Annotated in this window: 25 protein-coding genes; 16 read left to right on the forward strand and 9 right to left on the reverse strand. The window is 68.9% G+C overall.

Annotated elements, in window-relative coordinates:
• Positions 1-22 precede the first annotated feature (22 nt).
• From AMK34_RS39240 to AMK34_RS39255, 4 genes are read left to right on the forward strand one after another with little or no spacing between them, the layout of a single operon-like run.
• A complete protein-coding gene (locus tag AMK34_RS39240) occupies positions 23-616 on the forward strand; it encodes a class I SAM-dependent methyltransferase (RefSeq protein WP_073848986.1) in 594 nt (197 codons plus the stop codon).
• Positions 613-1,077: a DinB family protein gene (locus AMK34_RS39245; RefSeq protein WP_073848908.1), complete on the forward strand. Its 465-nt coding sequence runs from the start codon at positions 613-615 to the stop codon at positions 1,075-1,077. The genes AMK34_RS39240 and AMK34_RS39245 overlap by 4 nt, the downstream gene beginning before the upstream one ends.
• A gap of 13 nt (positions 1,078-1,090) precedes the next feature.
• The gene (locus AMK34_RS39250; protein ID WP_038511048.1) at positions 1,091-2,029 is read left to right on the forward strand and encodes an alpha/beta fold hydrolase; all 939 of its coding nucleotides are present in this window, start codon (positions 1,091-1,093) and stop codon (positions 2,027-2,029) included.
• A gap of 37 nt (positions 2,030-2,066) precedes the next feature.
• Positions 2,067-2,546, forward strand: a complete 480-nt coding sequence (locus AMK34_RS39255) for a DinB family protein (protein WP_038511051.1) — start codon at positions 2,067-2,069, stop codon at positions 2,544-2,546.
• A 50-nt stretch (positions 2,547-2,596) separates the two neighbouring features.
• On the opposite strand, the gene AMK34_RS39260 is transcribed toward AMK34_RS39255, so the two are convergent.
• The 3 genes from AMK34_RS39260 to AMK34_RS39270 all read right to left on the reverse strand — a co-directional run bounded on the left by AMK34_RS39260 (position 2,597) and on the right by AMK34_RS39270 (position 5,145).
• Positions 2,597-3,754 carry a S1 family peptidase gene (locus tag AMK34_RS39260; protein WP_073848909.1) on the reverse strand — a complete coding sequence of 386 codons (1,158 nt, stop codon included), beginning with the start codon at positions 3,752-3,754 and terminating at the stop codon, positions 2,597-2,599.
• A gap of 188 nt (positions 3,755-3,942) precedes the next feature.
• Positions 3,943-4,677: a TioE family transcriptional regulator gene (locus tag AMK34_RS39265; RefSeq protein ID WP_038511059.1), complete on the reverse strand. Its 735-nt coding sequence runs from the start codon at positions 4,675-4,677 to the stop codon at positions 3,943-3,945.
• Positions 4,678-4,695: 18 nt separating this feature from the next.
• Positions 4,696-5,145, reverse strand: coding sequence for a DUF6194 family protein (locus AMK34_RS39270; RefSeq protein WP_038511062.1), 450 nt, complete (start codon positions 5,143-5,145; stop codon positions 4,696-4,698).
• A gap of 80 nt (positions 5,146-5,225) precedes the next feature.
• Here AMK34_RS39270 and AMK34_RS39275 point away from each other — a divergent pair, with 80 nt between their 5' ends.
• Complete coding sequence (locus AMK34_RS39275) at positions 5,226-5,921, forward strand: MerR family transcriptional regulator (protein ID WP_073848910.1); 696 nt, start codon at positions 5,226-5,228, stop codon at positions 5,919-5,921.
• Positions 5,922-6,194: 273 nt separating this feature from the next.
• On the opposite strand, the gene AMK34_RS39280 is transcribed toward AMK34_RS39275, so the two are convergent.
• Together AMK34_RS39280 and AMK34_RS39285 are read right to left on the reverse strand one after the other, a co-directional pair.
• Entirely contained in the window at positions 6,195-6,656 is a 462-nt protein-coding gene (locus tag AMK34_RS39280) for a peroxiredoxin (RefSeq protein ID WP_072026330.1), read from the reverse strand.
• 37 nt (positions 6,657-6,693) lie between these two features.
• Positions 6,694-6,948, reverse strand: a complete 255-nt coding sequence (locus AMK34_RS39285) for a hypothetical protein (RefSeq protein ID WP_038511068.1) — start codon at positions 6,946-6,948, stop codon at positions 6,694-6,696.
• Between the two features lie 114 nt (positions 6,949-7,062).
• Here AMK34_RS39285 and AMK34_RS39290 point away from each other — a divergent pair, with 114 nt between their 5' ends.
• The 4 genes from AMK34_RS39290 to AMK34_RS39305 all read left to right on the forward strand — a co-directional run bounded on the left by AMK34_RS39290 (position 7,063) and on the right by AMK34_RS39305 (position 11,108).
• Positions 7,063-7,866, forward strand: coding sequence for a class I SAM-dependent methyltransferase (locus AMK34_RS39290; RefSeq protein ID WP_073848911.1), 804 nt, complete (start codon positions 7,063-7,065; stop codon positions 7,864-7,866).
• Between the two features lie 61 nt (positions 7,867-7,927).
• Positions 7,928-9,505, forward strand: coding sequence for an adenylate/guanylate cyclase domain-containing protein (locus AMK34_RS39295; protein ID WP_073848912.1), 1,578 nt, complete (start codon positions 7,928-7,930; stop codon positions 9,503-9,505).
• 151 nt (positions 9,506-9,656) lie between these two features.
• Complete coding sequence (locus tag AMK34_RS39300) at positions 9,657-10,325, forward strand: papain-like cysteine protease family protein (protein WP_038511074.1); 669 nt, start codon at positions 9,657-9,659, stop codon at positions 10,323-10,325.
• A 9-nt stretch (positions 10,326-10,334) separates the two neighbouring features.
• A complete protein-coding gene (locus AMK34_RS39305) occupies positions 10,335-11,108 on the forward strand; it encodes a hypothetical protein (protein WP_073848913.1) in 774 nt (257 codons plus the stop codon).
• Here the strand turns inward: AMK34_RS39305 and AMK34_RS39310 are convergent.
• Positions 11,095-12,066, reverse strand: a complete 972-nt coding sequence (locus tag AMK34_RS39310) for a helix-turn-helix domain-containing protein (protein WP_228694925.1) — start codon at positions 12,064-12,066, stop codon at positions 11,095-11,097. The genes AMK34_RS39305 and AMK34_RS39310 overlap by 14 nt on opposite strands.
• Positions 12,067-12,091: 25 nt before the next feature.
• A complete protein-coding gene (locus AMK34_RS39315) occupies positions 12,092-13,279 on the reverse strand; it encodes a cytochrome P450 (protein WP_073848914.1) in 1,188 nt (395 codons plus the stop codon).
• 117 nt (positions 13,280-13,396) lie between these two features.
• Between AMK34_RS39315 and AMK34_RS39320 the strand changes: the two genes are divergently transcribed.
• From AMK34_RS39320 to AMK34_RS39350, 7 genes are all read left to right on the forward strand, one after another.
• Complete coding sequence (locus AMK34_RS39320) at positions 13,397-13,669, forward strand: hypothetical protein (RefSeq protein WP_038522954.1); 273 nt, start codon at positions 13,397-13,399, stop codon at positions 13,667-13,669.
• Between the two features lie 41 nt (positions 13,670-13,710).
• Complete coding sequence (glmS, locus tag AMK34_RS39325) at positions 13,711-15,531, forward strand: glutamine--fructose-6-phosphate transaminase (isomerizing) (protein ID WP_037345307.1); 1,821 nt, start codon at positions 13,711-13,713, stop codon at positions 15,529-15,531.
• Positions 15,532-15,562: 31 nt separating this feature from the next.
• The gene (locus tag AMK34_RS39330) at positions 15,563-15,922 is read left to right on the forward strand and encodes a YciI family protein (protein WP_073848915.1); all 360 of its coding nucleotides are present in this window, start codon (positions 15,563-15,565) and stop codon (positions 15,920-15,922) included.
• On the forward strand, positions 15,922-17,103 hold the full coding sequence (locus AMK34_RS39335; RefSeq protein ID WP_073848916.1) for an RNA polymerase sigma factor: 1,182 nt from the start codon (positions 15,922-15,924) through the stop codon (positions 17,101-17,103). Before AMK34_RS39330 ends, AMK34_RS39335 begins: the two co-directional genes overlap by 1 nt.
• A 109-nt stretch (positions 17,104-17,212) precedes the next feature.
• Entirely contained in the window at positions 17,213-17,974 is a 762-nt protein-coding gene (locus tag AMK34_RS39340; protein ID WP_038511088.1) for a DeoR/GlpR family DNA-binding transcription regulator, read from the forward strand.
• The gene (locus AMK34_RS39345; protein WP_083650130.1) at positions 17,971-18,864 is read left to right on the forward strand and encodes a carbohydrate ABC transporter permease; all 894 of its coding nucleotides are present in this window, start codon (positions 17,971-17,973) and stop codon (positions 18,862-18,864) included. Before AMK34_RS39340 ends, AMK34_RS39345 begins: the two co-directional genes overlap by 4 nt.
• Positions 18,865-18,866: 2 nt before the next feature.
• Positions 18,867-19,694: a carbohydrate ABC transporter permease gene (locus tag AMK34_RS39350; RefSeq protein ID WP_038522957.1), complete on the forward strand. Its 828-nt coding sequence runs from the start codon at positions 18,867-18,869 to the stop codon at positions 19,692-19,694.
• Between the two features lie 112 nt (positions 19,695-19,806).
• On the opposite strand, the gene AMK34_RS39355 is transcribed toward AMK34_RS39350, so the two are convergent.
• Both AMK34_RS39355 and AMK34_RS39360 read right to left on the reverse strand, forming a co-directional pair.
• Positions 19,807-20,967, reverse strand: a complete 1,161-nt coding sequence (locus AMK34_RS39355; protein ID WP_083650140.1) for an HNH endonuclease signature motif containing protein — start codon at positions 20,965-20,967, stop codon at positions 19,807-19,809.
• Positions 20,968-21,180: 213 nt separating this feature from the next.
• Positions 21,181-22,530, reverse strand: coding sequence for a GH1 family beta-glucosidase (locus tag AMK34_RS39360; RefSeq protein ID WP_073848917.1), 1,350 nt, complete (start codon positions 22,528-22,530; stop codon positions 21,181-21,183).
• Between the last annotated feature and the right edge of the window lie 2 nt (positions 22,531-22,532).

The raw sequence follows: 22,532 nt of genomic DNA on the forward strand, positions 1-22,532 counted from the left end.
ACCGGCGGCGAAGGTGGCGATCATGAGCGCTACGAGATTCTGGGACGAACTCCACGAACGGCGGGCCGCCGGAACGCCGAAGGTGAACGCGAGACTGGCCGAGATCGCGGGCTCGCTGACCCCGGGCACCGCGCTGGACCTCGGCTGCGGAGCCGGGGGAGACGCGCTCTGGCTGGCGGCCCGAGGCTGGCGGGTGACCGCGGTCGACATCTCCGGAGCGGCCGTGCGCTCGCTCCAGGCACGCGGCGAGCCGATCACGGCGCTTCGCGTCGACCTCGCCGAAGACTTCCCCGAGGGCACCTACGACCTGGTGTCCGCGCAGTACTTCCACACGCCCTTCGAACTGGACCGGGCGCGGGTGCTCCGCACCGCCGCGGGCTCGGTGAATCCCGGCGGGCGGCTGGTCGTCGTCGACCACGGTTCCGCCGCGCCGTGGTCGTGGGATCAGGACGCCGAGTTCGCCACTCCCGGCGAGGTGGCGGCCGGACTGGACCTCGACCCGGCGGTCTGGTCGATCGACCGCGCGGAGGCGGCCGAACGCCTGGCCACCGGCCCGGCGGGCCGGACCGCGACGGTCGTCGACCACATCCTGATCCTCCGGCGGGCCGGGCGATGAGCCGGAAACGCGACACCGGGCCGCCGTCGACCGGAGCCGGCGAGAAGGACGTGCTCGCCGGGTTCCTCGACTATCTCCGCGCCGCGGTCATGGCCAAGGCCGAAGGCGTTCCGGAAGACCGGGCCCGCGTTCCCGGCGTGCCGTCCGGCACGAATCTGCTGGGCCTGGTCCAGCACCTGACCCAGGTGGAACGGCATTGGCTGCTCGGCCACCGCGTCACCGACTGGAAGGCGACGTTCCACCCGGGCCCGGACGACACGACGGCGTCGATTCTGGCCGCCTACCGGGAAACCGTCGCCGAGGCGAATCAAGCGATCGCCTCCTGGGACGACCTCGCCGCGGCGGGGCCCCGCCGGGCATCGCGACGCTGGACGCTGACCCACCTGATCGAGGAGACCGCGCGGCACGCGGGACACGCCGACATCCTGCGCGAACTGATCGATGGCGCCACCGGGCGCTGAAACGGAGATCCCCATGTTCCACCGAGCCGCCGCGTTCGTCGCGGCCCTCGTCCTGCTGACGGCCTGCGGTTCACCTCCGGTCACCGCCACGCCGCCCCCGGGGTTCCGGCACGAATTCGCCGACGTCGACGGGGTGAAGATGCATTACGTCACCGGCGGCAAGGGCGCCCCGCTCGTGCTGCTGCACGGCTGGCCGCAGACCTGGTACGGCTGGCACCGGGTCATGCCCGCGCTGGCCGAACACTTCACGGTGTACGCCCTCGACCTGCCCGGTCTAGGCGACAGCGACGGCTCGCCGCCCAGCTACGACAAGGCGACCCTCGCCCGCTACGTGCACGGCCTCGTCGCCGGACGGCTGGGCCTGCGCGACGCCCGCGTCGTCGGCCACGACCTCGGGGCCGCCGTCGCCTTCCAATACGCCGCGCAATTCCCCGGCGATCTCACCAAACTCGCCTATCTCGATCTGCCGCTGCCGGGACCCGCGCTCGACGCGACGGCCTACCGGAACCTGAGCTGGCATATCGCGTTCCACTCGCAGAAGACGGTTCCCGAAGCCGTCGTCGGCGACGACGTGCGCGAGTACCTGTCCCTGTTCTATCCCCAGGTCGCCTACTCGGGAACGGCCTTCGGCGGTCCCGGCGCGCCGTCACCGTTCGACGACGCGGAGATCGACGAGTACGCCCGCACCTACTCCAGGCCGGAGGTCCTGCACGGCGGTTTCGAGCTCTACCGGACGCTCGGGCAGGACGTGACCGCGAACGCCGGCGCGAAACCCATCTCCACGCCGACTTTGCTGATGACAGCGGAAGGATTGCTCGAACCGCAGAAGGCCACGTTGGCGCCGCGCGTCGCGAACCTGGCCCGCGCGGTCGAGGTGCCGAAGGCGGGACATTGGCTCGCCGAAGAGAATCCGGCGTTCGTCAGCGCCGAACTGATCGGCTTCCTGAAGTAGGTTGCCCGAGATCGAGAACCTTTGCGATGCTTCGCGCATGTCCACGCTGGAAGTCCTCAACCACCCGTTCCGCGAGCAGTTCGAGGTCTTCCTCGACGAACATCGTCGTGTCCTGGACGAATCCCTGGAAGGGCTGACCGAGGAACAGGCACGCCGGTCGCTCGTCCCCTCCCGGACGACCCTGCTCGGTCTGGTGAAGCACGCGACCTTCGTGGAAAAGGTGTGGTTCGTCGAAGGCATCACCTGCCGCCCGCGGACCGAGATCGGTCTCCCCGAGACACCCGACGAATCGTTCATCCTCACCGAGGAGGACACGATCGCCTCCGTGCGGCAGGCGTACCGCGAAGCCTGCGAGGTGTCGCGCAAGGCCGCGGCCGCCCTCGATCTGGACGACCTGCTCCACGGGAACCGGCGCGGCCCGCTCCCGCTGCGCTGGGTGTACCTGCACATGCTGCGGGAACTCGCCCAGCACGGCGGCCACGCGGACATCCTGCGCGAGCAGATCCTGAACTCCTAGAAACGACGATGCCGGGGAGCGATGGCTCCCCGGCATCGTCGTTTCGTTCGTCAGGAACGGGTCAGCGTGACGCCGTACTTGTTCGCCGCGTCCACGACGGGCTGGTAGTAGGAGTACGAGCCGGTGGCGTTGGCACCTTCGTTGTAACCGCAGTCGTGGCCGTCGGCCGGGCCGCCGGAGGTCATGCCCTGCGCGGTGTTGCCCGCGATGTAGGCGCCGCCGCTGTCACCGCCCTCGGTGCAGACGGTCGACTTCGCCAGCCCGGTGGTGGCGACGCTTTCGCCGCTGTAGCGCACGGTCTGGTTGTACGCGGTGATCTTGCCGCAGGTCCAGCCGGTGGTGTTGCCCGCCTTGCACAGCGTGGTGCCGACCGGCGCCTTCGAGCTGCCGGTGATCCGCACCGTGGTGCCCATGCGGGTGTCCACGTAGCCGCGGCCGGTGTCTTCGGCGTCGATGTCCATCAGGCCCATGTCGGTCGACGGGAACTGGGTGGCGACACCGCGGCCGATGTGGACGCCGTTGCGGTTGAGGATGTCCGGGTTGCCTTCGACGCAGTGCCCGGCGGTGAGCAGCACGTTGTTGCCGCTGCTGGTGGTGCCGGGGAAGCCGAGCGAGCAGTTGGTGCCCGGGTCGAGGTCCATGATCTGGCCGGGGATGACGTCGGCCTGCGTGGTGTTTCCGTTGGCGACACCGGTCTGGACCGCGACGCCGGGCAGCGCGGTGAGACGGCGCACGAGGGCGCTGTCGGCACCCGGCTGCACGGTGACGACGACCTGGTCGGCCGCGAGTTCCGGACCCCAGGACTGCACCTGGGTGACGTCCTTGCCGATCACCGTGCCGACCTTGGCGGACAGGGCGTTCAGCGCGTTCTCGCCGCGAGCACCGGTGCGCGGGGACAGCCCGGCGGAGCGAAGCTCCTTCGCGGAACCGGCGTCGGCGTTCACCACGAGGGCGCCTGCGTTGTCGAAGTACGCGCCGTCGGTGTGGAGGCCACGATTTCTGACGTTGTCCAGCGACGCGATCAGGTTCTTCTCATGGTCCAGCTTCTGGGCGGCCTGAAGCGGGCTGACCTTGAGCTGGGCGGCGAGCGTCTCGAGCATCGTCTGGTCGTAGGACGTGACCGGCGCGGCGGTCGCCGGGACGGCGAGCGCGCCGATTCCGGCACAGACGCTGAACAGGGTGAGCATGACGGGTCCGCGAATTCGCATGCGAATTTCCTTCGATAAGGAGGGAACGACGAACCGCCGGAATATGTTCGGAAAGCGCAGGGGACCGGTCGGTTCATCTCGACGTGACGCACAGTACGAGTGCCCGTACGGCATGTCGTAGCGCCGAAAGTAGGATCCGTGATCGCGGACCTACTTTCGTATGCGGAAAGCGCGAATTGCCCGCGTATTCAATTGCGCGGAAGTGTCATTGTCCCAAAAGTGTCAGCGAGGTAGGCGTCCAGCGCGGCGGCACCGGAGAGCAGGGCGCGTCCCCTCGCCGCGAGCCGGGCGTGCCAGTCGCGCAGCGTCGACTCGAGCGGAACGACGCCGCCCGCCGAGCGGACCTGGTCGAGCACCGGCGCGATCCGCTCCAGGAGATAGCCGCCCCGCCTGAGCTGATGGGTCAGCTTCGCGTCGCGGACGTCCGCCGCGTTGTAGACACGGTAGCCCGTCCTCGGGTCACGCTCGGGACGGAGAAGGCCCGCCCGTTCCCACTCGCGCAGGGTGGCCGGCCGGACGCCGAGTTTCCGGGACAGCGGTCCGACGAACAGGTCGCCCCGTTCCTGGGGCACGGGTTCGAGATCCCGGAGCGCGGCCGTGACGGCCTGGAGGGTGCGGCGGTCGTCGAGCAGTTGCGCGTGGCTTTCGTCGACGAGCCGGAGCGCCTCCTCGACGTCGTCCTGATTGACCGCCCGCATGATCGACGCCGCCGTCGCGTGGCCGTGTCCCGGCACGAGGGCGAGGAAGGCACGCAGGGCTTGCGCGTGCAAGGGCGTATAGGTGCGATAGCCCTGCGGGCCGCGTTCGGCGGCGGGGAGGATGCCGTCCGCCTCGTAGTTGCGGACCGCCTGGGCGGACAGGCCGTGCTCGCGCGCGAGGTCGACCGGCCTGAGCCGCTCACGGGTTCGAAGATTCCGGCCCACCGCCCCACGATATTCGCTCTACCGGTCGCGCGCGGATTCCGCCCGCCGCTCGTACCGGGCGCGGGCCAGCCGATAGGCAGTTTCGAGCAGTTCGCGGGTGGCCGTTCCGGTGTTCGACGCCGGGTTCACCACCGCCAGCCAGCCCGCGTTCCCGTACACGGGATGGGCGATCAGGATGTCGGTATCGGCGGGGTTCTGGCCAAGACCGCGGGCGAACTCCTTCTTGCCGGCGTGGATGTTCACGCGGAACGTGTCCGGGCGGTCCAGCCGCGAGGTCTCGTCGCCGGGGTAGTTCTTGGTCACGATGGTCGCGAAGGGCTGGACGTTCGTCGGGACGACGCCGTCGGGGGAGTAGTAGAAGAACGCGTCGCCCCAGCTGAGCTCCGGCCATTCGTCACCCGGCCCCGGGGTGAGGGTCAGGACGCCGTCGAGGCCCGAGACGAGGCCGATGATCTCTTCGATGGTCATGTGCTCAAGCGTGGCATTAAAGTGCTTGTGGAGGGTTCGAGCGTTTTTTCGATGGAGTCAAGGTGTCAAGTCTCAAATCGATGCGCACGGCTGAGGTGGCGCGCCTGTCGGGATACTCCGTCCAGCAGGTGCGCAACCTCGAACGCGACGGCGTGCTCCCGGCGGCGTCGCGGACGGCTTCGGGCTACCGGAGTTACGGCGAGATCCACCTCCGGTCCGCGCTGGCCTACCGCGCGCTCGCCGCCGCGGTGGGGCCGGTCGAGGCCAAGAAGATCGTCCGCGCCGTGCACCGGGATCCGCTCCCCGAGGTCCTCGCGCGCCTCGACGCGGCCCACGCCGGGCTCGACGCCGAACGCGCGGATCTCCGGGATGCCAAGGAAGCCGTCCGGGTGATCTCCGGGGAGCCGATCGAAGACGTGCGCGGCTCGGATTCGATGAGCGTCTCCGAGCTCGCGTCGGCGCTCGGCGTGCGCCCGTCGACCCTGCGGCATTGGGACACGGAACGGCTCGTCGTGCCCGGCCGCGATCAGCGGGGGACGCGGCGGTACACACCGTCCCAGGTGCGGGACGCGCGGATCGTGCATCAGCTGCGGCTGGCGGGCTACCGCGTCGCGCCCCTGCGCGCACTGATGCCGGAACTGCGGCGATCCCGGCGGCTGGAGGACGTCGCTTCCGCGCTCGCCGCCAGGGACGCCGGGATCACGGCCCGCTCACGGGCGCTCTTCGACGGCACGGCCGCCCTTTCCCGCCTCGTGAGTGGTAAGGACGGTTGTTGAGGGATAAGGCAAACGTGGCGTAGGGATTCACCGAGCTCTTCCGCCTGCCGAACGTGTCGCGAAAGCCACTTTCGGGACATCAGACGTCGCGAAAGTGGCTTTCGCGACACGTTCGCCGGTGGGAAGTGGCCGGCGCGGGCGAGTGGCCGGGGCGAAGGCTCCCTGCACCGCATTAGACGCGGCGAAGGGAGCCTTCACCCCACCACCGACCCGCCCGCGACCACGACACCTTTGGCTTACTTCTTCTCAAGAACCGTCCTTACGAGGACCGGGTCAGGTGCTGGGAGTCCGTTCCCGCAGGGTCGTGAGCGCCTTGTCGGCGTGGACGTCGAATTTCAGCTCGCTCTTGATCACCGCGAGGATCCGGCGATCGGTGTCGATCACGAAGGTGCGCCGCTTGGCGTGCAGCGGGCTGAACCGGCGCCAAACGCCGAAGAGTTTGGCGACTTCTCCATCCACATCGGACAGAAGCGGGTAGTCGAAGCCGTGCAGGGTGGAGAATTCCCGCTGCTTGGTGATCCCGTCCGGGCTGATCCCGACGCGGTGGGCGCCGACCTCGCGGAACTCCGCGGCAAGGTCGCGGAAGTGGCAGCTCTCGGCCGTGCAGCCCCCGGTCATCGCGGCGGGGTAGAAGAACAGCACGACCGGGCCGGTGGACAAGAACTCCGACAGCGTGCGGTCCTGGCCGGTGTCGTCGGGCAGGGTGAAGTCCGGGACGAGGTCTCCTTGATCCATGTCCGGTATTCGGAGCCACGGCCGCGCCGGATCGGTCTCAGCGCGTGCAGCGCCAGAAGACCGTCGCGTCGTAGGGTGAAATGACGATCTTGGAGTATTCCTCGCAGTCGGTGAACCCGGCCCGTTCCGCCTTTTTCTTGGCGTCCTGGCGGGCGTAGAAGAGCGCGAGGCCGAAGTCGCTCGATCCGTAGCCGACGAACTCCCTGGTCTCCAGCGTGGTCGCGGCGGCCGGGGTGGCGATCGAGCCCAGGACGGCGGCCGCGCCGAGCAGCGCGAGCAGAGTTTTCCTCATACCGACCACGCTAGGGCCGGAACGTCCTCGAATCGCCCGCTGGACGGGCGTTCCCGCGGCCTCCGTCCGTCGCAGGCGGGTTCGCACGGAGCGCGAAACGGATATCGTCGCGGCATGTCCTCTCGCAAAGTGGGAACCCAGCGCGCCTTCGACGCGGCCGCCGCCGATTTCGCCGCGCTCGGGCGGTATCTGTGGGAGCCGATCGGTACGGCAACGGTGGCCGCCGCCGGGCTCACCGAGGGAGACCGTGTCCTCGACGCCTGCTGCGGCACCGGGGCTTCGGCGATTCCGGCGGCGCACGCGGTCGGTGCCGAGGGTGTGGTGGACGCGCTCGACCTCTCCGGTCCGATGATCGGCGAGCTGCGCCGTCTTTCGGCAGGCTTGCCGCAGTTGCGCGCGCACGAGGCGGACGCGACGGCGTGGGACACCGGCGGCTACGACGTCGTGCAGTCCGCGCTCGGCATCTTCTTCTTCCCCGACATGACGGACGGGACCGAGCGGCTGATCGCCAAGGCCCGTTCCGGCGGCCGGGCCGTGTTCACGATCTGGCGCGGCGGTTCCATGGTGGCCGCGGGCCGTCATCTCGGCCGCGCGGTCGCGGCGGTGACCGAGTCCGCGCCGCCGCCGGAGCGTGAACCGAGCCTGATCGACCGCATCGACCAGGCGGGTCCTTATGCCGAGTGGCTTTCCGGGCGGGATCTGTCCGATGTCGACGTCGTGGTCAACGAACTGCGGCTGACCATGACACCGGAGATCGCCTGGCTGGTCGTCATCGGCTCCGGATTCCGGGGACTGCTCGACGATCTGGAGCCCGACGTCGTCGAGCGGGTGCGCGAGCGCTATCTCGAGTCCTTGCGCGCCGACGGGCTGACCGAACTCGACGCCACCACCCTGATCGGCTCCGGCACCGTCCGCTGACGGGCGCGACCCTTTCGGTGTACAGTCGTTCACTCAAACCGGGGTGAACGGCGGGACACGGGTGCGATCAGACAACGACTCCTCTGTTCGGGGCCGCGGGCAAGGGCCGTTCGGCTCCTGGCTGCTCGGCCCGCTCGCTCAGGACCCGGCCGTGTTGCGCCGTCGCGTCCAGGGACTGCTCACCGGGACGCTGATCGCGACCAACGTCATCGGCGCGCTGGTCGTGGTCGGGCTGGCGGCGCTGCTCATGCCCGCCCCCGGCATGTCCGGCGAACTCATCCGGGTGACCGCGATCGCGGTTCCGGTCTACGTGGTCTCCGCCGTGGTGGTGGGCGCGCTGTGGGGCACCCGCGGCGCGCTGCGGACGTTGCGGTGGGCGGCCGAGGGCCGGACGCCGACCGACGAAGAACGCGCGTCGAGCCTTCGGGTCCCGCTGCGCCTGACGCTGGTCCAGGCGGTGTTGTGGGGTATCGCGACCGTGGTGTTCGGCGTGCTGGCCGCGCTGGTGCAGCCGCGGGTCGTGCTCACCGAACTGCTCGTCGTCGCGTTCGCGGGGGTGGTCGTGTGCGCGATCGCCTACCTGGCAGGGGAATTCATCCTGCGGCCGTACGCGGCGCTGGCGTTGTCCGGCACCGTGCCGGCGCGGCCGCTCAGCGGCGGGGTGAACCTGCGGATGCTGCTGTTCTGGTGCCTCGGCACCGGGGTTCCGGTGGCGGGCCTGGTGGTCACGGCGGTGCTGGCGTGGGCACGCGGCGACGTGTCGACGACGAAACTCGCCATCTCGGTGATCGCCCTCGGCCTGGTGGTGCTGGTCTTCGGGCTGCTGGTGACGGTGTTCACCGCCCGCGCCGTGGTGAACCCGATCCGGTCGGTGCAGCACGCGCTGGGCCGGGTCCGTGCCGGTGACTTCACCGTCGAGATCCCGGTCTACGACGGCACCGAACTCGGTCTGCTGCAGGCGGGTTTCAACGGGATGGCCGTCGGTCTCGCCGAACGCGAACGTTTGCGGGACCTGTTCGGCAGGCATGTCGGAGAGGACGTCGCGAGCGAGGCGATGCGTACGTCGGCCGAACTCGGTGGCACGGTCCGGACGGTGTCGGTGCTTTTCGTCGACCTGATCGGCTCGACCGCGCTGGCCGCGAGCCGTCCGCCCGAGGAGGTCGTCGGCCTGCTCAACCGGTTCTTCGCGGTGGTGGTCGACGAGGTCGACCGCAACCACGGGCTGGTCAACAAGTTCGTCGGTGACGCCGCGCTCGCGATCTTCGGCGCGCCGGTGCGGCTGGAGGACCACGCGACCCTCGCGCTTTCCGCGGGACGGGCGATCGCGCGCAGGCTGGCGGCGGAGGTGCCGGAATGCCCGGCCGGGATCGGCGTGGCGACGGGCGAGGTGGTGGCCGGGAACGTCGGCGACCCGCGGCGGTTCGAGTACACGGTGATCGGCGATCCGGTGAACGAAGCGGCCAGGCTCACCGAGCTGGCGAAGAACGTCGAAGCCCGTCTGCTCGCTTCGTGGACGGCGATCGAGTCGGCCGCCGAAGCCGAGGCCTCGCAGTGGAAGGCGACGGAGGACGTCACCTTGCGGGGCCGGTCTCAGCCCACCACGCTCGCGACACCCGTGGCGGATTCACAGCCTTTGTGAAGGCACCGTGAATCTTGCGCGGCGGCCCGTACTCCGCCGGTGGCGGACCGTGAACGATCACAGATCCTCTTTCGCGCCTGGTGAGGGCGTTGTTCCCGAAGCCGGGGCGGCGCACGGTGATCTCCCCATCCCCGTGTCAAAGGAGACATCTGTGAAGAGCCTTTCGAGGGCCGTGCTGGCGACCGGAGCCGCCGTCTTCGCGCTGAGCATGCTGCCCGCCACCGCGTTGGCGCAGTCCGGCGACGGGGACCGGCCCAGCGGCCTGATCAAGACCCAGACCCACACTCAAGTGCGGGAGATCGCGCCGGTGGCCGGGACCGCGATGACGGTCGCCGCGACGGCCGCGTCCAAGCAGCTGAACTACACCCAGCAGGTGCAGCAGTACAACCAATGGTGCTGGGCCGCGGACGGTTCGAGCATCGAGCGGTCGATGGGCGGCTCCGCCACCCAAGCCCAGTTCTGCGCCGCCGGCAAGGGAACCTCGGCCGGGTACTGCCCGAACCAGCCGGCCCAGATCTACGAGATCGTCCGCGGTTTCCGCGGCACCGGCTTCTCCGCGCAGGACGCGGGCGGCCCGATCGGCTTCAGCTCGGTCGTCAGCCAGATCGACGCCGGGATCCTGAACCTGACGGGGATCTACTGGACCTCCGGCGGTGGCCACGCCGAGGTGATCTACGGCTACGACTCGGCGAACCAGTCGATCATGGTCGGCGACCCGTGGCCCACCTACCAGCGCTACCAGACCTGGAACTACAACCAGTACCGCAGCAACGGCCAGTTCCGCTGGAACGACACCATCGTCAACATCCGGAAGGGCTGAGGCGCGGTCATGAACACGATCTGCCGGAAGTTCGCCGGTTGTCTCGCGGTGGCCGTCGCGACGCTGCTGCCCGCCACGCCGCCCGCCTCGGCGAGCGAAGGAGTCGTCCCGCCCTCGGACGGCGACCTCGCGGCGGCCGTGCGTGTCGCCGGGCAGCCCGACGCGATCGGACTCGCGAGATCGAACTTCCGGCAGGTCGACCACATCGAACCGCGGCGGATCACCATGGCGGAGAAGGGAATCCCGGTCTACACCCTCAATCCCGACTTCGTCAGGGGCGTCGAGGGGGCCCCGGCGGGCATGCTCAGATCCGTCGCCGTGACGGCCACCGCGGATTCCGGGCAGAAGGCCACACTGCAGGCGATGCCGGAGGGACCGGGGAAGTGGGTCGCGGCGAGCGTGTTCTCCGGGAACGACGAAGAGACCCTGAGCGCGCGGCTGAAGCCCGGCGCGGTCCTGCTCAACGAACCCCAGATCAACGGCTGGTACGAGCTGGGGCCCGACGGTGTGGTGCTGCTGCAGGCGAGCCTGCCGCAGTCGCCGGTGGGGAAGTTCGTCCCGCTTTCCGACTACCAAAGGGAAGTACACGGCCGTTATGCCGACAAACTGCCGGGATCGGACTACCAGCGCGGCGGCGGGATCGGCTTCACGCAGCCGGTGGCCCCGCCCGCCGAAACGGGGATTCCGATCGGGATCGTGGCCGGCCTGATCACCGCCGGGGTCGCCGGAGTGGGTGTCGTGCTGGTCGCGGTGTGGCGGCGGCGCCGTCTCACTCCCAGATGAGGTCGATCCCCGCGATGCCGACGTCGAGTTCCTCGAAGTACGCACTGACCGTCGCACCCGGCCCAGGATGCAGCGGCTCGCTGACCACGGGGGCGAGTTCTTCGCGCTCCCGCACGGTTTTGACGCATCGCGCGGGGAGCGCGCCGTCGAAACGCATGCGGAGCAGATACGCCGACATGCGCGACCGCACCGTCCGGTGGAAACAGGTCGAACGGACCGACGCGGCCAGCCGCAGGGTGAACGCGAAGGTGTGCGTTTCCCCTTCGGCCAGACCGCGGTCGAAGAGGAGCTCGAACACCATCCCCGGCGATGTGGCGCTTCGGCGTACTCTGCCTCTTCGGCAGCCGTCGGTGGCGAAGACCGTCGTGGCCTCCATGTCGGTGCCGGGCTCGTCCTGATGGGTCACCACGAAACCGTCCGCGCCGGGCTCCCGTGCCCGCACCACCATGGTCGAGGTGATCTCCGAGATCCGTCCTTCGCCGGTCATGGTGAGCACGTCGACGACGGTCACGACGTCGAGCTTCGCGTTGCCCTCCGTGCCGGGCGACGCGCTCAGCTCGTCCAGCAGTGAACAGGTTTCGGCCCAGCTCTGCCGCAGTTCGGCGACCGAGGGCCTGCGGTCGTCGCCGACGGAACGTCGTTGCGGGCCGATCAGGACGATGAGGCTGTCCGGCGGCAGGCCGAGCACGGCTTCGAGCGCGCGGACGACGTCGAGCGACCGCGGTGTCGACGGATGGCGGAGCCCGCGCTGCCAGTAACTCAAGGTCGATTCGGCCACGGAAACGCCGCGTGCCGCCAGATGCGCGCGGATACGGGACAGGGAAAGGCCGCGATGCTCCACCGCCTCGGAGAGGGCGCGATGGAACTGACCGGTTCTTACCTCGCGTTCCTGGTACATGGGCACCCCCGCCGACGCCGGATTGGCGCAAAGCATGCGCAGTCCGGCGCCGGTCGGCAACCGCCTAAGGTCGAAAACCGGACTTTCAGGCGAATTCGAGCCGCAGGCTTTCGAGGCCGCGCAGCGTCACCTGCTTCACCCAGACCGGATCGGCGGCCCGGTGGAAGGCGCGGCCGGCGCCGAGCAGCGCCTCGAACAGGGTCCGGCCCTCCATCCGCGCGAGCGGGGCGCCGAGACAGAAGTGGATGCCCTGTCCCAGCGCGAGATGCCTCGGCGAGGGGCGATCCACGTCGAAGCGGTCCGGGTTCTCGTGTGTGCGCGGGTCACGGTTGGCCGCTCCCAGCAGGACGACCGCCTGGGCGCCTTTGCCGACGACCTCGTCACCGATCGTCGTGTCCCGCAGGGCGAGCCGCGTCGTCAGCTGGACGGGGGAGTCGTACCGGAGCATCTCCTCGACCGCGTTCGGGATCTTCGACCGGTCCTCGGCCAGTTTCCGGTGCTGCTCCGGATGGTTCAGCAGCGCGAGGATCCCGTTGCCGATCAGGTTGGTCGTCGTCTCGTGCCCGGCGACCAGCAGGAGCATCGCGGTGATCACCAGTTCGCCTTCGCTGAGCCGGTCGCCCTCGTCGGAGACCGACACCAGATCCGAGAACAGGTCGCAGGTCGGCCGCTTCCGCCGTTCCTTCGCCAGCTCACGGAAGTAGGCGACGAACTCACGCCGGGCCGCGACGGCCGCCGCGACGGTCTCCTTCGCGATGAGGAAGGACGGGTCGAGTGCGCGCCCCATGGCGTGCGACCAGCCCTCGAAACGCCCGCGGTCGGCGAGGGGTACCCCGAGCATCTCGCTGATGACGACGACCGGCAGCGGCTTCGCGATCTCGGTCATCAGGTCGAATTCGCCCATTTCGAGCGCTTTCGCCACGAGTTCCTTCGCCAGCTCCTCGATCCGCGGGGCGAGCTGCTCGATCATCCTCGGCGTGAACGCCTTGGAGGCCAGCCGCCGCAGCCGCGTGTGATCGGGCGGGTCGAGCGCGAGGAACGACCGGACCACCCGGCCCTGCTCGTCCACCGGCTCGTTCTCGTGCGGATCCGGCAGCACCTCCGGCTCCCCATGGCCGAACGCGGGGTTCTTGAGCAGGGCGGACGCCTCTTCGAAGCCGCTGACCACGAAGAACCCGTCGGCGGCCGCGAAGATCGGGCCGCGGTCGAAGACCTGACGGTAGAACGGGTACGGATCGGTCCTGGTCTCCGGCGTGAGCAGGTTCTCGAGCATGAGCCGATCCTAGGCGCGGCGGCGTCGGCCGAGTCGGCCGCCGAGGTCCGAGTCGGCTCACGAGCCAGTTCTTGCCCGATTTCGGGCAAGAACTGGCGTTTCGGCAGCCGGATGTGCATGATGAGCTCCGTGGAGGACGCGGACATCGTCGAGCAGGTGGCCTTGTCGACAGGTTTGTCGACGGCCATCGCCGCCCGTGTCGTCGAGGACGTCCTGGCGTTCTACCGGCAGCCCGCCGAGCAGTACGTCCGGTCCAGGCACGCCCAGTTGCAGGCGGAGGGCAGGAAGAACCCCGAGATCTTCCCCCTGATCGCCGGTGAGCTGAGCCGCCGTCTCGTCGCGCCTCCCGACCTGTCCGAGCGGCAACTGCGCCGCATCGTCTACGGCTGACGGACCACGCCCGTCCGTTTTCTTTGTGAGGTTGACTCGTCATGTGCGGAATCGTCGGCTACATCGGCGGCCAGAACGCCGCTCCGATCCTGATCGAGGGGCTGACGCGGCTGGAGTACCGCGGCTACGACTCGGCCGGGATCTCCGTCCTCGGCGGTAAGGGCGCCCAGGTGCACCGGATCGTGGGGCGGGTGCGGAACCTGACGGCCGCGCTGCCCAAGCGGCTCGCGGGCAAGGTCGGCATCGGGCACACGCGGTGGGCGACGCACGGTCCCGCGACCGAGGCGAACGCCCATCCGCACGTCTCCGAAGACGGCCGGATCTCCGTGGTGCACAACGGGATCATCGACAACGCCGACGCGCTGCGGGAGCAGCTCACCCAGGCGGGGGTGACGCTGTCGTCGGAGACCGACACCGAGGTGCTCGCCCACCTGATCGCGCGGTCGGGTGCGAAGACGCTGGAAGACGCGGTCGTCGAGGCCGTCTCCCGCGTCACCGGCACCTACGCGATCGCCGTGACCGACACCGAACACCCCGACCGTGTCGTGGTCGCGCGGAACGGCTCGCCGCTGATCATCGGCGTCGGCGACCGGGAGATGTTCGTCGCCAGCGACCTTTCCGCGCTGGTCCGGCACACCTCGCAGGTGGTGCACCTCGACGACGGCGAGTTCGCCAGCGTCTCCGCCACCGGCTACCGCACCTTCACCGTCGACGAGAGCGACACCGGCAAGGCCGCGACCGCGATCGACATCCAGGCCGACGATCTCGACCTCGGCGGTCACCAGCACTACATGTACAAGGAGATCCAGGAGCAGCCGGAATGCCTGGAGCGCATGATCCGGGGCCGTCTCGACGACCGGTTCGGAGTGTCCCGTTTGGACGGTCTGAACCTGACTCCCCGTGATCTGCGCGGTTTCGCGCGGGTGAAGATCCTCGGCTGCGGTTCGGCGTACTACGCGGGCCAGATCGGCGCCACCATGATCGAGGACCTGGCACGGGTCCCGGCCGACGCGGAGGCGGCGTCCGAGTTCCGCTACCGCAACCCCATCATCGAAGCGGACACCCTCTACATCGCGGTCAGCCAGTCCGGCGAGACCGCGGACACCGCGTTCGCCGTCGAAGAGGTCAAGCGCAAGGGCGGCCGGGTGGTCGGCCTGGTGAACGTCGTCGGCTCGACGATCGCGCGGGCCTGCGACGGCGGCCTGTACCTGCACGCCGGTCCGGAGATCGCGGTCGCCTCGACCAAGGCGCTCACCAACATGGCCGTCGGCTTCGCGATGATCGCGCTGGCCCTCGGCCGCGTCCGCGACCTGTCCAACGCGGACGGGCAGCGCATCGTCGCGGCGTTGCGGGCGCTGCCGAAGCAGGTCGCGGCCATCGTCGAAGCCGAGTCCCAGATCGCCGAGCACGCCAAGATCTGCGCCGACGCGCGCAGCCTGTTCTTCATCGGCCGGGTCCGTGGCTTCCCGGTGGCGCGGGAGGGCGCGCAGAAGTTCAAGGAGATCTCGTACCGGCACGCGGAGGCCTACCAGACCTCGGAACTCAAGCACGGCCCGCTCGCGCTGATCGACGAGGAGCTGCCGACGGTCGCGATCGTGCCGTCCGACGACCTCGCCGACCGCAACCTGGCCGCGATGCAGCAGATCAAGGCGCGCAAGGGGCAGGTGCTGGCGATCACGCACGACGACGTGGACTTCGGCGATCTCGACGTGCCGAGGTTCGTGGTGCCGCGTTCGGAGCCGGAGCTCGACCCGATCCTGCTCACGATCCCGCTGCAACTGCTGGCCTACCACGCCGCGCTGATCCTCGGCCACGACATCGACAAGCCCCGGAACCTCGCGAAGTCCGTCACCGTGGAATGATTTCCGCCCTCAGCGATCGAGGGAGTCCGCGATGAGGCAGTACCTGCTCGCCGTCCAGCTCGACGAAAGCGAGCGGGACGCGCCCGAGGACGAGGTCCGGGCCATGCTGGCCAGGACGGGCAAGGTCACCGACGAGATGAAGGCCGCCGGGTCGTGGGTCTTCGTCGGCGGGCTGGAGCATTCGGACGTCTCCACGGTCGTCCGGCCCGCCGGCGGGACGACCACGATCACCGACGGCCCGTTCGCCGAGACGAAGGAACAGCTCGGCGGCTTCTGGGTGATCCAGGTCGAGGACCTCGACCAGGCGCTGGCCTGGGCGCGGAAATGCGCGCTGGCCTGCGGGCAGCCGATCGAGGTGCGGCCGTTCGGCGACCCGTCGCTCCGGCAGTGATGGACTTCGACGGGATCTACCGGGCGGAGTACGGCCGGTGCGTGGCCACCCTGACGCGCCTCCTCGGCGACATCTCGCTCGCCGAGGAGGCCGTTCAGGACGCGTTCGCGACGGCGGTCGAGAAGTGGGAGAAGACGCCGCCCAATCCGGGCGCGTGGATCGTGACCACCGCCCGCAACCGCGCGATCGACCGCCTGCGCCGGGAATCCACCCGCGAGGCACGGCACGCCCAGGCGTTGCTCCTGCACGCGCCGGACGAACCGCGCGAGGTGGGGCCGGTACGCGACGACCAGCTCCGCATGATCTTCACCTGCTGCCATCCGGCGCTTTCGCCGCCCGCGCGGGCGGCGCTCACCCTGCGCCTGCTCGGCGGGCTGGAGGTGGGGGAGATCGCGCGGGCGTACCTCGTCCCGGAAACGACCGTCTCCCAGCGGATCGTCCGCGCGAAGAAGAAGATCCGCGACGCGGGAATCCCGTACCGGGTGCCGGGGGACGGTGAACTTCCCGAGCGGCTGGACTCGGTCCTCACCGTGCTCTACCTGGTGTTCAACGAGGGGTACACGTCCACGTCGGGTGAGCTGCTGCGGACGGACCTCTGCCTGGAGGCGATCCGGCTCGCGCGGGCGCTCGCCGAGCTGATGCCCGGCGAGCCGGAGGTGACCGGGCTGCTGGCGCTGCTCCTGCTCACCGAAGCGCGGCGCCCGGCGCGGGTGGGGCCGTCTGGTGAGCTGGTGGTGCTCGCGGAGCAGGACCGGTCGCTGTGGAACCGGGAACTGATCGCCGAAGGACACGAGCTGGTGCGGCGCTGCCTGCGTCTGGGCCGGCCTGGCCCGTACCAGGTGCAGGCCGCGATCAACGCCGTGCACACGGACGGCGAAGCGACCGACTGGACGCAGGTGCTGGCGCTCTACGACCAGCTGTGGCGGCTCGCCCCGTCGCCGGTCGTCGCGCTCAACCGCGCGGTCGCCGTCGCCGAAGTGCACGGCCCGGCGGAGGCGCTGGCCGGCATCGAGGACCTGGACCTGCCGGGCTATCACCATCTGCCCGCCACGCGGGCGAATCTGCTGTCCCGTCTCGGCCGGACGGCGGAAGCCGTCGCCGCCTACGACGAGGCGATCGCCTTGGCCACCAACGACACGGAACGCGCTTTCCTGGCGGCCAAACGGGCAGTCCTGTCGTAGTTTCGGGCAACACTCTGTCCTCAATGGACGGAGGGGTTCCGTTGTCGGACCGGCGGGAAACCAACTATTGTCGCCATGACCGCTCGTCCGCCATGACCGGAGGTGACCGTTGTACGCCGAAGAGCGGCAGCGCGCCATCCTCAAGCAGGCCAGGCGGAACGGCCGGGTCGACGTGGCGACGCTCGCGGCGGCCTTCGAGATCACCAGCGAGACCGTCCGCCGTGATCTGACGGCGCTGGAACGCAGCGGAGTGGTGCGGCGGGTGCACGGCGGCGCGATCCCCGTCGAACGGCAGGGTATCGAGCCGGGCCTCGACGCCCGTGACGCGGTGATGACCGCGGAGAAGGACCGTATCGCCGCCGCGGCCCTGGAACAGCTCCCCGACGGGGGAGCGATTCTGCTCGACGCGGGCACGACGGTGGGCAGGCTGGCGAATCTCGTCCCCTCGGATCGTGACCTGACCGTGGTCACCCCTTCGCTGCCGAACGCGTGCGCGCTCGCGAACCGGCCCGGCGTCACGCTGATGCTGGTCGGCGGGAGGCTGCGCGGCCACACCATGGCGTCGGTCGACGGCTGGGCGCTCGACGCGCTCAAGGACACCTACGTCGACGTCGCTTTCCTCAGCACCAGCGGCCTTTCCGTCGAGCGGGGGCTCACCACCCCGGACACCGCCGAGGCGATGGTGAAGCGCGCGGCCATCGCGTCCGCGCGACGGACGGTGCTGCTGGCCGATCACACCAAGATCGGTGACGACCACTTCGCCCGGTTCGGGGACCTCTGCGATGTCGACACCCTGATCACCGACCGCGGTGCCGAACCGCGGGAGCTCGACGAGATCGGCCAGGCAGGCGTCAAGGTGATCATCGTTTGAAGCGTACGGGCGAGCGGCTCGCCGGATACCTGATGACAGCGCCGTTCTACGTCCTCTTCGGCGTGTTCGGCCTTTTCCCGCTGCTCTATACCGCGTGGGTGGCGCTGCATCACTGGCATCTGGTCAACGGTGACACCGGGTTCGCCGGCCTCGACAACTTCGGTGTCCTGCTCCAGGATCCGCATTTCTACAACGCGCTCTTCAACACGGTCAGCATCTTCGTCCTTTCGACCGTCCCTCAACTGTTCGCGGCGCTCGGGCTCGCCGCCCTGCTCGACCGTCCCCTGCGGGCGAGGACCCTGTGGCGGGCCAGCGTGCTGTTGCCCAACGTCGTCTCGGTGGTCGCGGTGGCGCTCGTGTTCAGCCAGCTGTTCGCGGAGGACTACGGCGTCGTCAACTGGGCCCTGGGTCTGGTGGGGCTCGATCCGGTGGACTGGCGGTCGGACCGGTTCGCGTCGCATGTGGCGGTGAGCGCGATGGTGATGTGGCGCTGGACCGGCTACAACGCGCTGCTCTACCTGGCGGCCATGCAGTCCGTGCCGCAGGAACGGTACGACGCGGCGATGCTCGACGGTGCCTCGCGGTGGCGGAGCTTCTGGTCGATCACGGTGCCCGCGATCCGGCCGACGATCGCCTTCACCGTCGTCGTCTCGACCATCGGCGGGTTGCAGTTGTTCGCCGAGCCGCAGCTGCTCGACGAAACCGGCGTCAACGGCACCGGTGGCGCAGACCGGCAGTTCCAGACGCTGGCCATGTACCTGTACGAGAAGGGCTTCGGCGAGTTCGACGCAGGGTACGCGGCGGCTATCGCGTGGTTGCTGTTCCTGTTCTCGGCGGTGTTCGCGCTGGTCAATTTCTCGCTCGTGCGCCGGATGCGGGGCGGTGAGTGACCGTGGCGGCGAGAGAACGGACCGGTTTCGTCGTATACGGGCTGCTGCTCGCCGTCGTCGTCGCGTCGATCTTCCCGTTGTACTGGTCGTTCGTGGTGTCCTCGAAGGACAATTCCGCCCTTGGGGAAACGACTCCGCCGCTGGTGCCCGGCGGTAACCTGATCGAGAACGTCGAGCGGGTCTTCGGAACCGTCGATTTCTGGCTGGCGATGCAGAACTCGCTGATCGTCGCGGGCACGGTGACCGTTTCGAACGTGCTGCTCTCCAGCATGGCCGGATTCGCCTTCGCGCGGCTGCGGTTCCCCGGTCGCGACTCGCTGTTCCTGGTCGTCATCGGCACCGCCATGGTGCCCGCGCAACTCGGTGTCATCCCGCTGTACCTGGTGGTCGGCGAACTCGGCTGGTACGGACGGCTGGAGGCGGTGATCGTGCCGGGTCTGGTCGGCGCGTTCAGCGTGTTCTGGATGCGGCAAGCGTGCGAGGAGGCGATCCCCGGTGAGCTGCTCGACGCCGGCCGCGTCGACGGCTGCTCGACGGTGCGGCTGTTCTGGAACGTCGCCATGCCCGCCATCCGCCCTCAGGCTGCGGTGCTTGGGATGTTGACGTTCATGACCGCGTGGAACGATTTCTTCTGGCCACTGATCGTGCTCGACCCCAATGCGCACCCGACCGTTCAGGTGGCGTTGTCGCGGCTGGCTAGTGGGTACTTCACGGATTACTCGCTGATGCTGACCGCGGCGACCATCGGGGTGCTGCCGGTGGTCGGGTTGTTCATCGTGTTGGCGAGGAAGGTGGTCGACGGGGTTATGCGGGGGGCTCCGCGGGGCTGAGTGGCGTTGAGCTGCCGGGCTGTTGCCGTTTTTCGGCAACGGGGGTCGAGGGCTCGCGGGCAGGGGAACGGTGGTCGGCGCCGTGGCGTTGTGGTCGTTTTTCGGCGACGCCTCAGAACGGTGGTGGTTCCTCGGCGCGGGGTTCATGCAGCGGCGGAGGCGAACTGTCATAACTCCGCCCCGTGGGCGTGGTGATCGTGAGAGTCCCGTCGGAAGCCAACCGGTAGTTCCAGCCTGGCTCGTCCTTCAACCGATGATCACGGCGACATAGATCGATCAGCTCGGTATCCGCGGTATGGCCACCGTGTTGCCACGGCACCGAATGATCGAGATCGCAAGCCTGCGCCACACGATGACACCCTGGTCTTCGGCATTCCCGGTCCCGTACCCGCACGAACTCATCCAACCCCGCCGTCGGCCGGTACCGATCCCGGCCAAGATCGAGAACCTGCCCCGAGAGCGGATCGGTGATGATCCGCCGCAACACGGTGTTCGGTCCGCCGGCGATCTGCCGGGCCAGCGACGCCGGAATGTGCCCGTGCCCGGCCATCTCCGCCGGATCGTCGTTCAACCCGAGATAAGTGTTGAGGTCCATATAGAGAAACACCTCGGACCGTTCACTCTTCCCACCCTGGCCACCCAGCAGAAGATCAAGGGCGACATCCGCCCGCAGCTGATCCAGCGTGCGGGTCTCTCCACCGGCCCGCAGTGCTCGTGCTTCGCGGTCGATGCGGGTGTAGGCGGCGGCCACTTTCTCCACCGGGCCGTCCTCGACTTCGATGGAGGCCACCCCGGTCTCTCCCTGTCGCACAGACAGCCGGCGTCCGGCGCGATTGCGTTCAGTCCGCCGAGCCGCTCCGTCACGGTCGGCCATCATCGCGGCGTGGTTGGCCGCTTTCCGGATCTGATCGGAGTTCCGGTCCGGTATCCGGTCCTCCAGGACCGCGTCGACCGCGCGGGCATCGTCGTCGGAGAGCCACGCGGTGGCGGTGGCGACTTTCATCGCCCCATATCCACCCACTTTGCCTTGATCCAGCAGCCCCAGTGTGCGGGGCAGGCGAGACACCAACGCCGCCGCCGTCGACACCAGCCCGGCCGCGTGACCGTCCACAACGGACAGTTCGAACGCGACCTCCTGCGCCACACTGGCGGCATCGTCACGATGACGCCCCAGCTGTCTCAAGGCACGAAACCGGACGGCCTCCAGTCTCGCGATCCCTTCCGACGCCGCGACTGCTGCAGCGATGGTGTCGTTGTCTCCCAATGAATCCAGAGAAGCATTGACCTCCCGGAACGCATCCGACTCGGTGATTTCCTTCAAGAGCGCCACAGTGGCGTTGAGAGTGTCCACACCCAGAACTTACAACCGACCACCGACAGTTTCCGGCCCCAAGAGTGTCGTCGGTTTTCGGCGACGGGCACCTGGGACCCGGAAGCCGGTCGGTCCACCACGTCGCCGATTTCCGGCAACGGCCAAGACCAACCGCTAAAGACCGTTGCGCGCCACCACATCCGCATAGAACAGGGCACTGTCCTTGAGCACCCGTTCCTGAGTTTCGAAGTCGACGTGCACGAGACCGAACCGCTGCGTGTACCCCATGGCCCACTCGAAGTTGTCCAGCAGCGACCAGGCCATGTAGCCGCGGACGTCGGCGCCGCGCTCGATCGCGGCGTGTACGGCGGCGAGGTGGTCGGCGAAGTACCGTACGCGCTTCTCGTCGTGTACGCGGCCTTCGACTACTTCGTCCTCGAAGGCCGCACCGTTCTCGGCGATCACTAGCGGCAGGCCGTCGCAATGTTCTTGCAGCCACAGCAAAAGTTCGGTGAAGCACTCCGGCCGCTGCTCCCAGCCGAGCGAGGTCAGTTCCCCGCGTGGCGGCTGGACGTCCATCCCGCGCAGGCCCGGCAGGGGGCAGTTGCTGTCGGCTTCGGGATCTTCGAGCGGCATCGCGCGGGCGGGCGCGTAGTAGTTGACGCCCAGGACGTCCAGCGGCTGCGCGATGATCTCCAGATCACCGTCGGCGATCGCAGGTTCCAGGGTGCCGAGGTGCGCCAGATCCGCCAGCAGCTCGGGTGGATAGCCGCGGCCCAGCAGGGGGTCGAGGAAGAACCTGTTGTGCAGGAAGTCGAATTTGCGTGCGGCCTCCCGATGCGCGGCATCGTCCACATCGGTCAGCACGGGGGCGAAGTTGAGCACGATGGACACTTCCTGTTCGCCGCCGTCGGACCGCAACGCCTGCGCGGCCTTGCCGTGCGCCAAGAGGAGGTTGTGTCCGGCGACCAGCGCCGCGCCCTCGTCCTGGATGCCCGGGGCGTGATCGCCGTTCCCGTAGCCGATGAAGGCGGCGCAGAACGGCTCGTTGATCGTGGTCCACTGTTGCACGCGATCACTGAGTACTTTGTGGACGGTCAGGGCGTAATCCGCGAAGAGGTCCGCGAGCTCGCGATTCGGCCAGCCGCCTTCCGCTTGCAGTGCCTCGGGCAGGTCCCAGTGGTAGAGCGTCACCATCGGGGTGACCCCGTTTTCCAGCAACGCATCGACAAGACGGTCGTAGAAGGCGAGCCCGCGTGGCTCCACCGTGCGGCCGTCCGGCATGATTCGCGACCACGCGACGGAGAACCGGTAATACGGTATGCCGAGTTCGCTCAGCAGGCCGATGTCCTCGCGGTAACGGCGGTAGTGGTCGCAAGCCGGATCGCCGGTGGCCAGGCCGGATCTCGCGGTGAAAGTGTCCCAAATGGACGGTCCGCGGCCGTCCGCCGTCGTCGAACCCTCGATCTGGTACGCCGCCGTGGCCGTACCCCACCGGAACCCGTCCGGAAACCCCAGTGTCACGC

Origin of the sequence: Amycolatopsis sp. CB00013, from assembly GCF_001905755.1 — a bacterium.
GTDB lineage: Bacteria > Actinomycetota > Actinomycetes > Mycobacteriales > Pseudonocardiaceae > Amycolatopsis > Amycolatopsis japonica.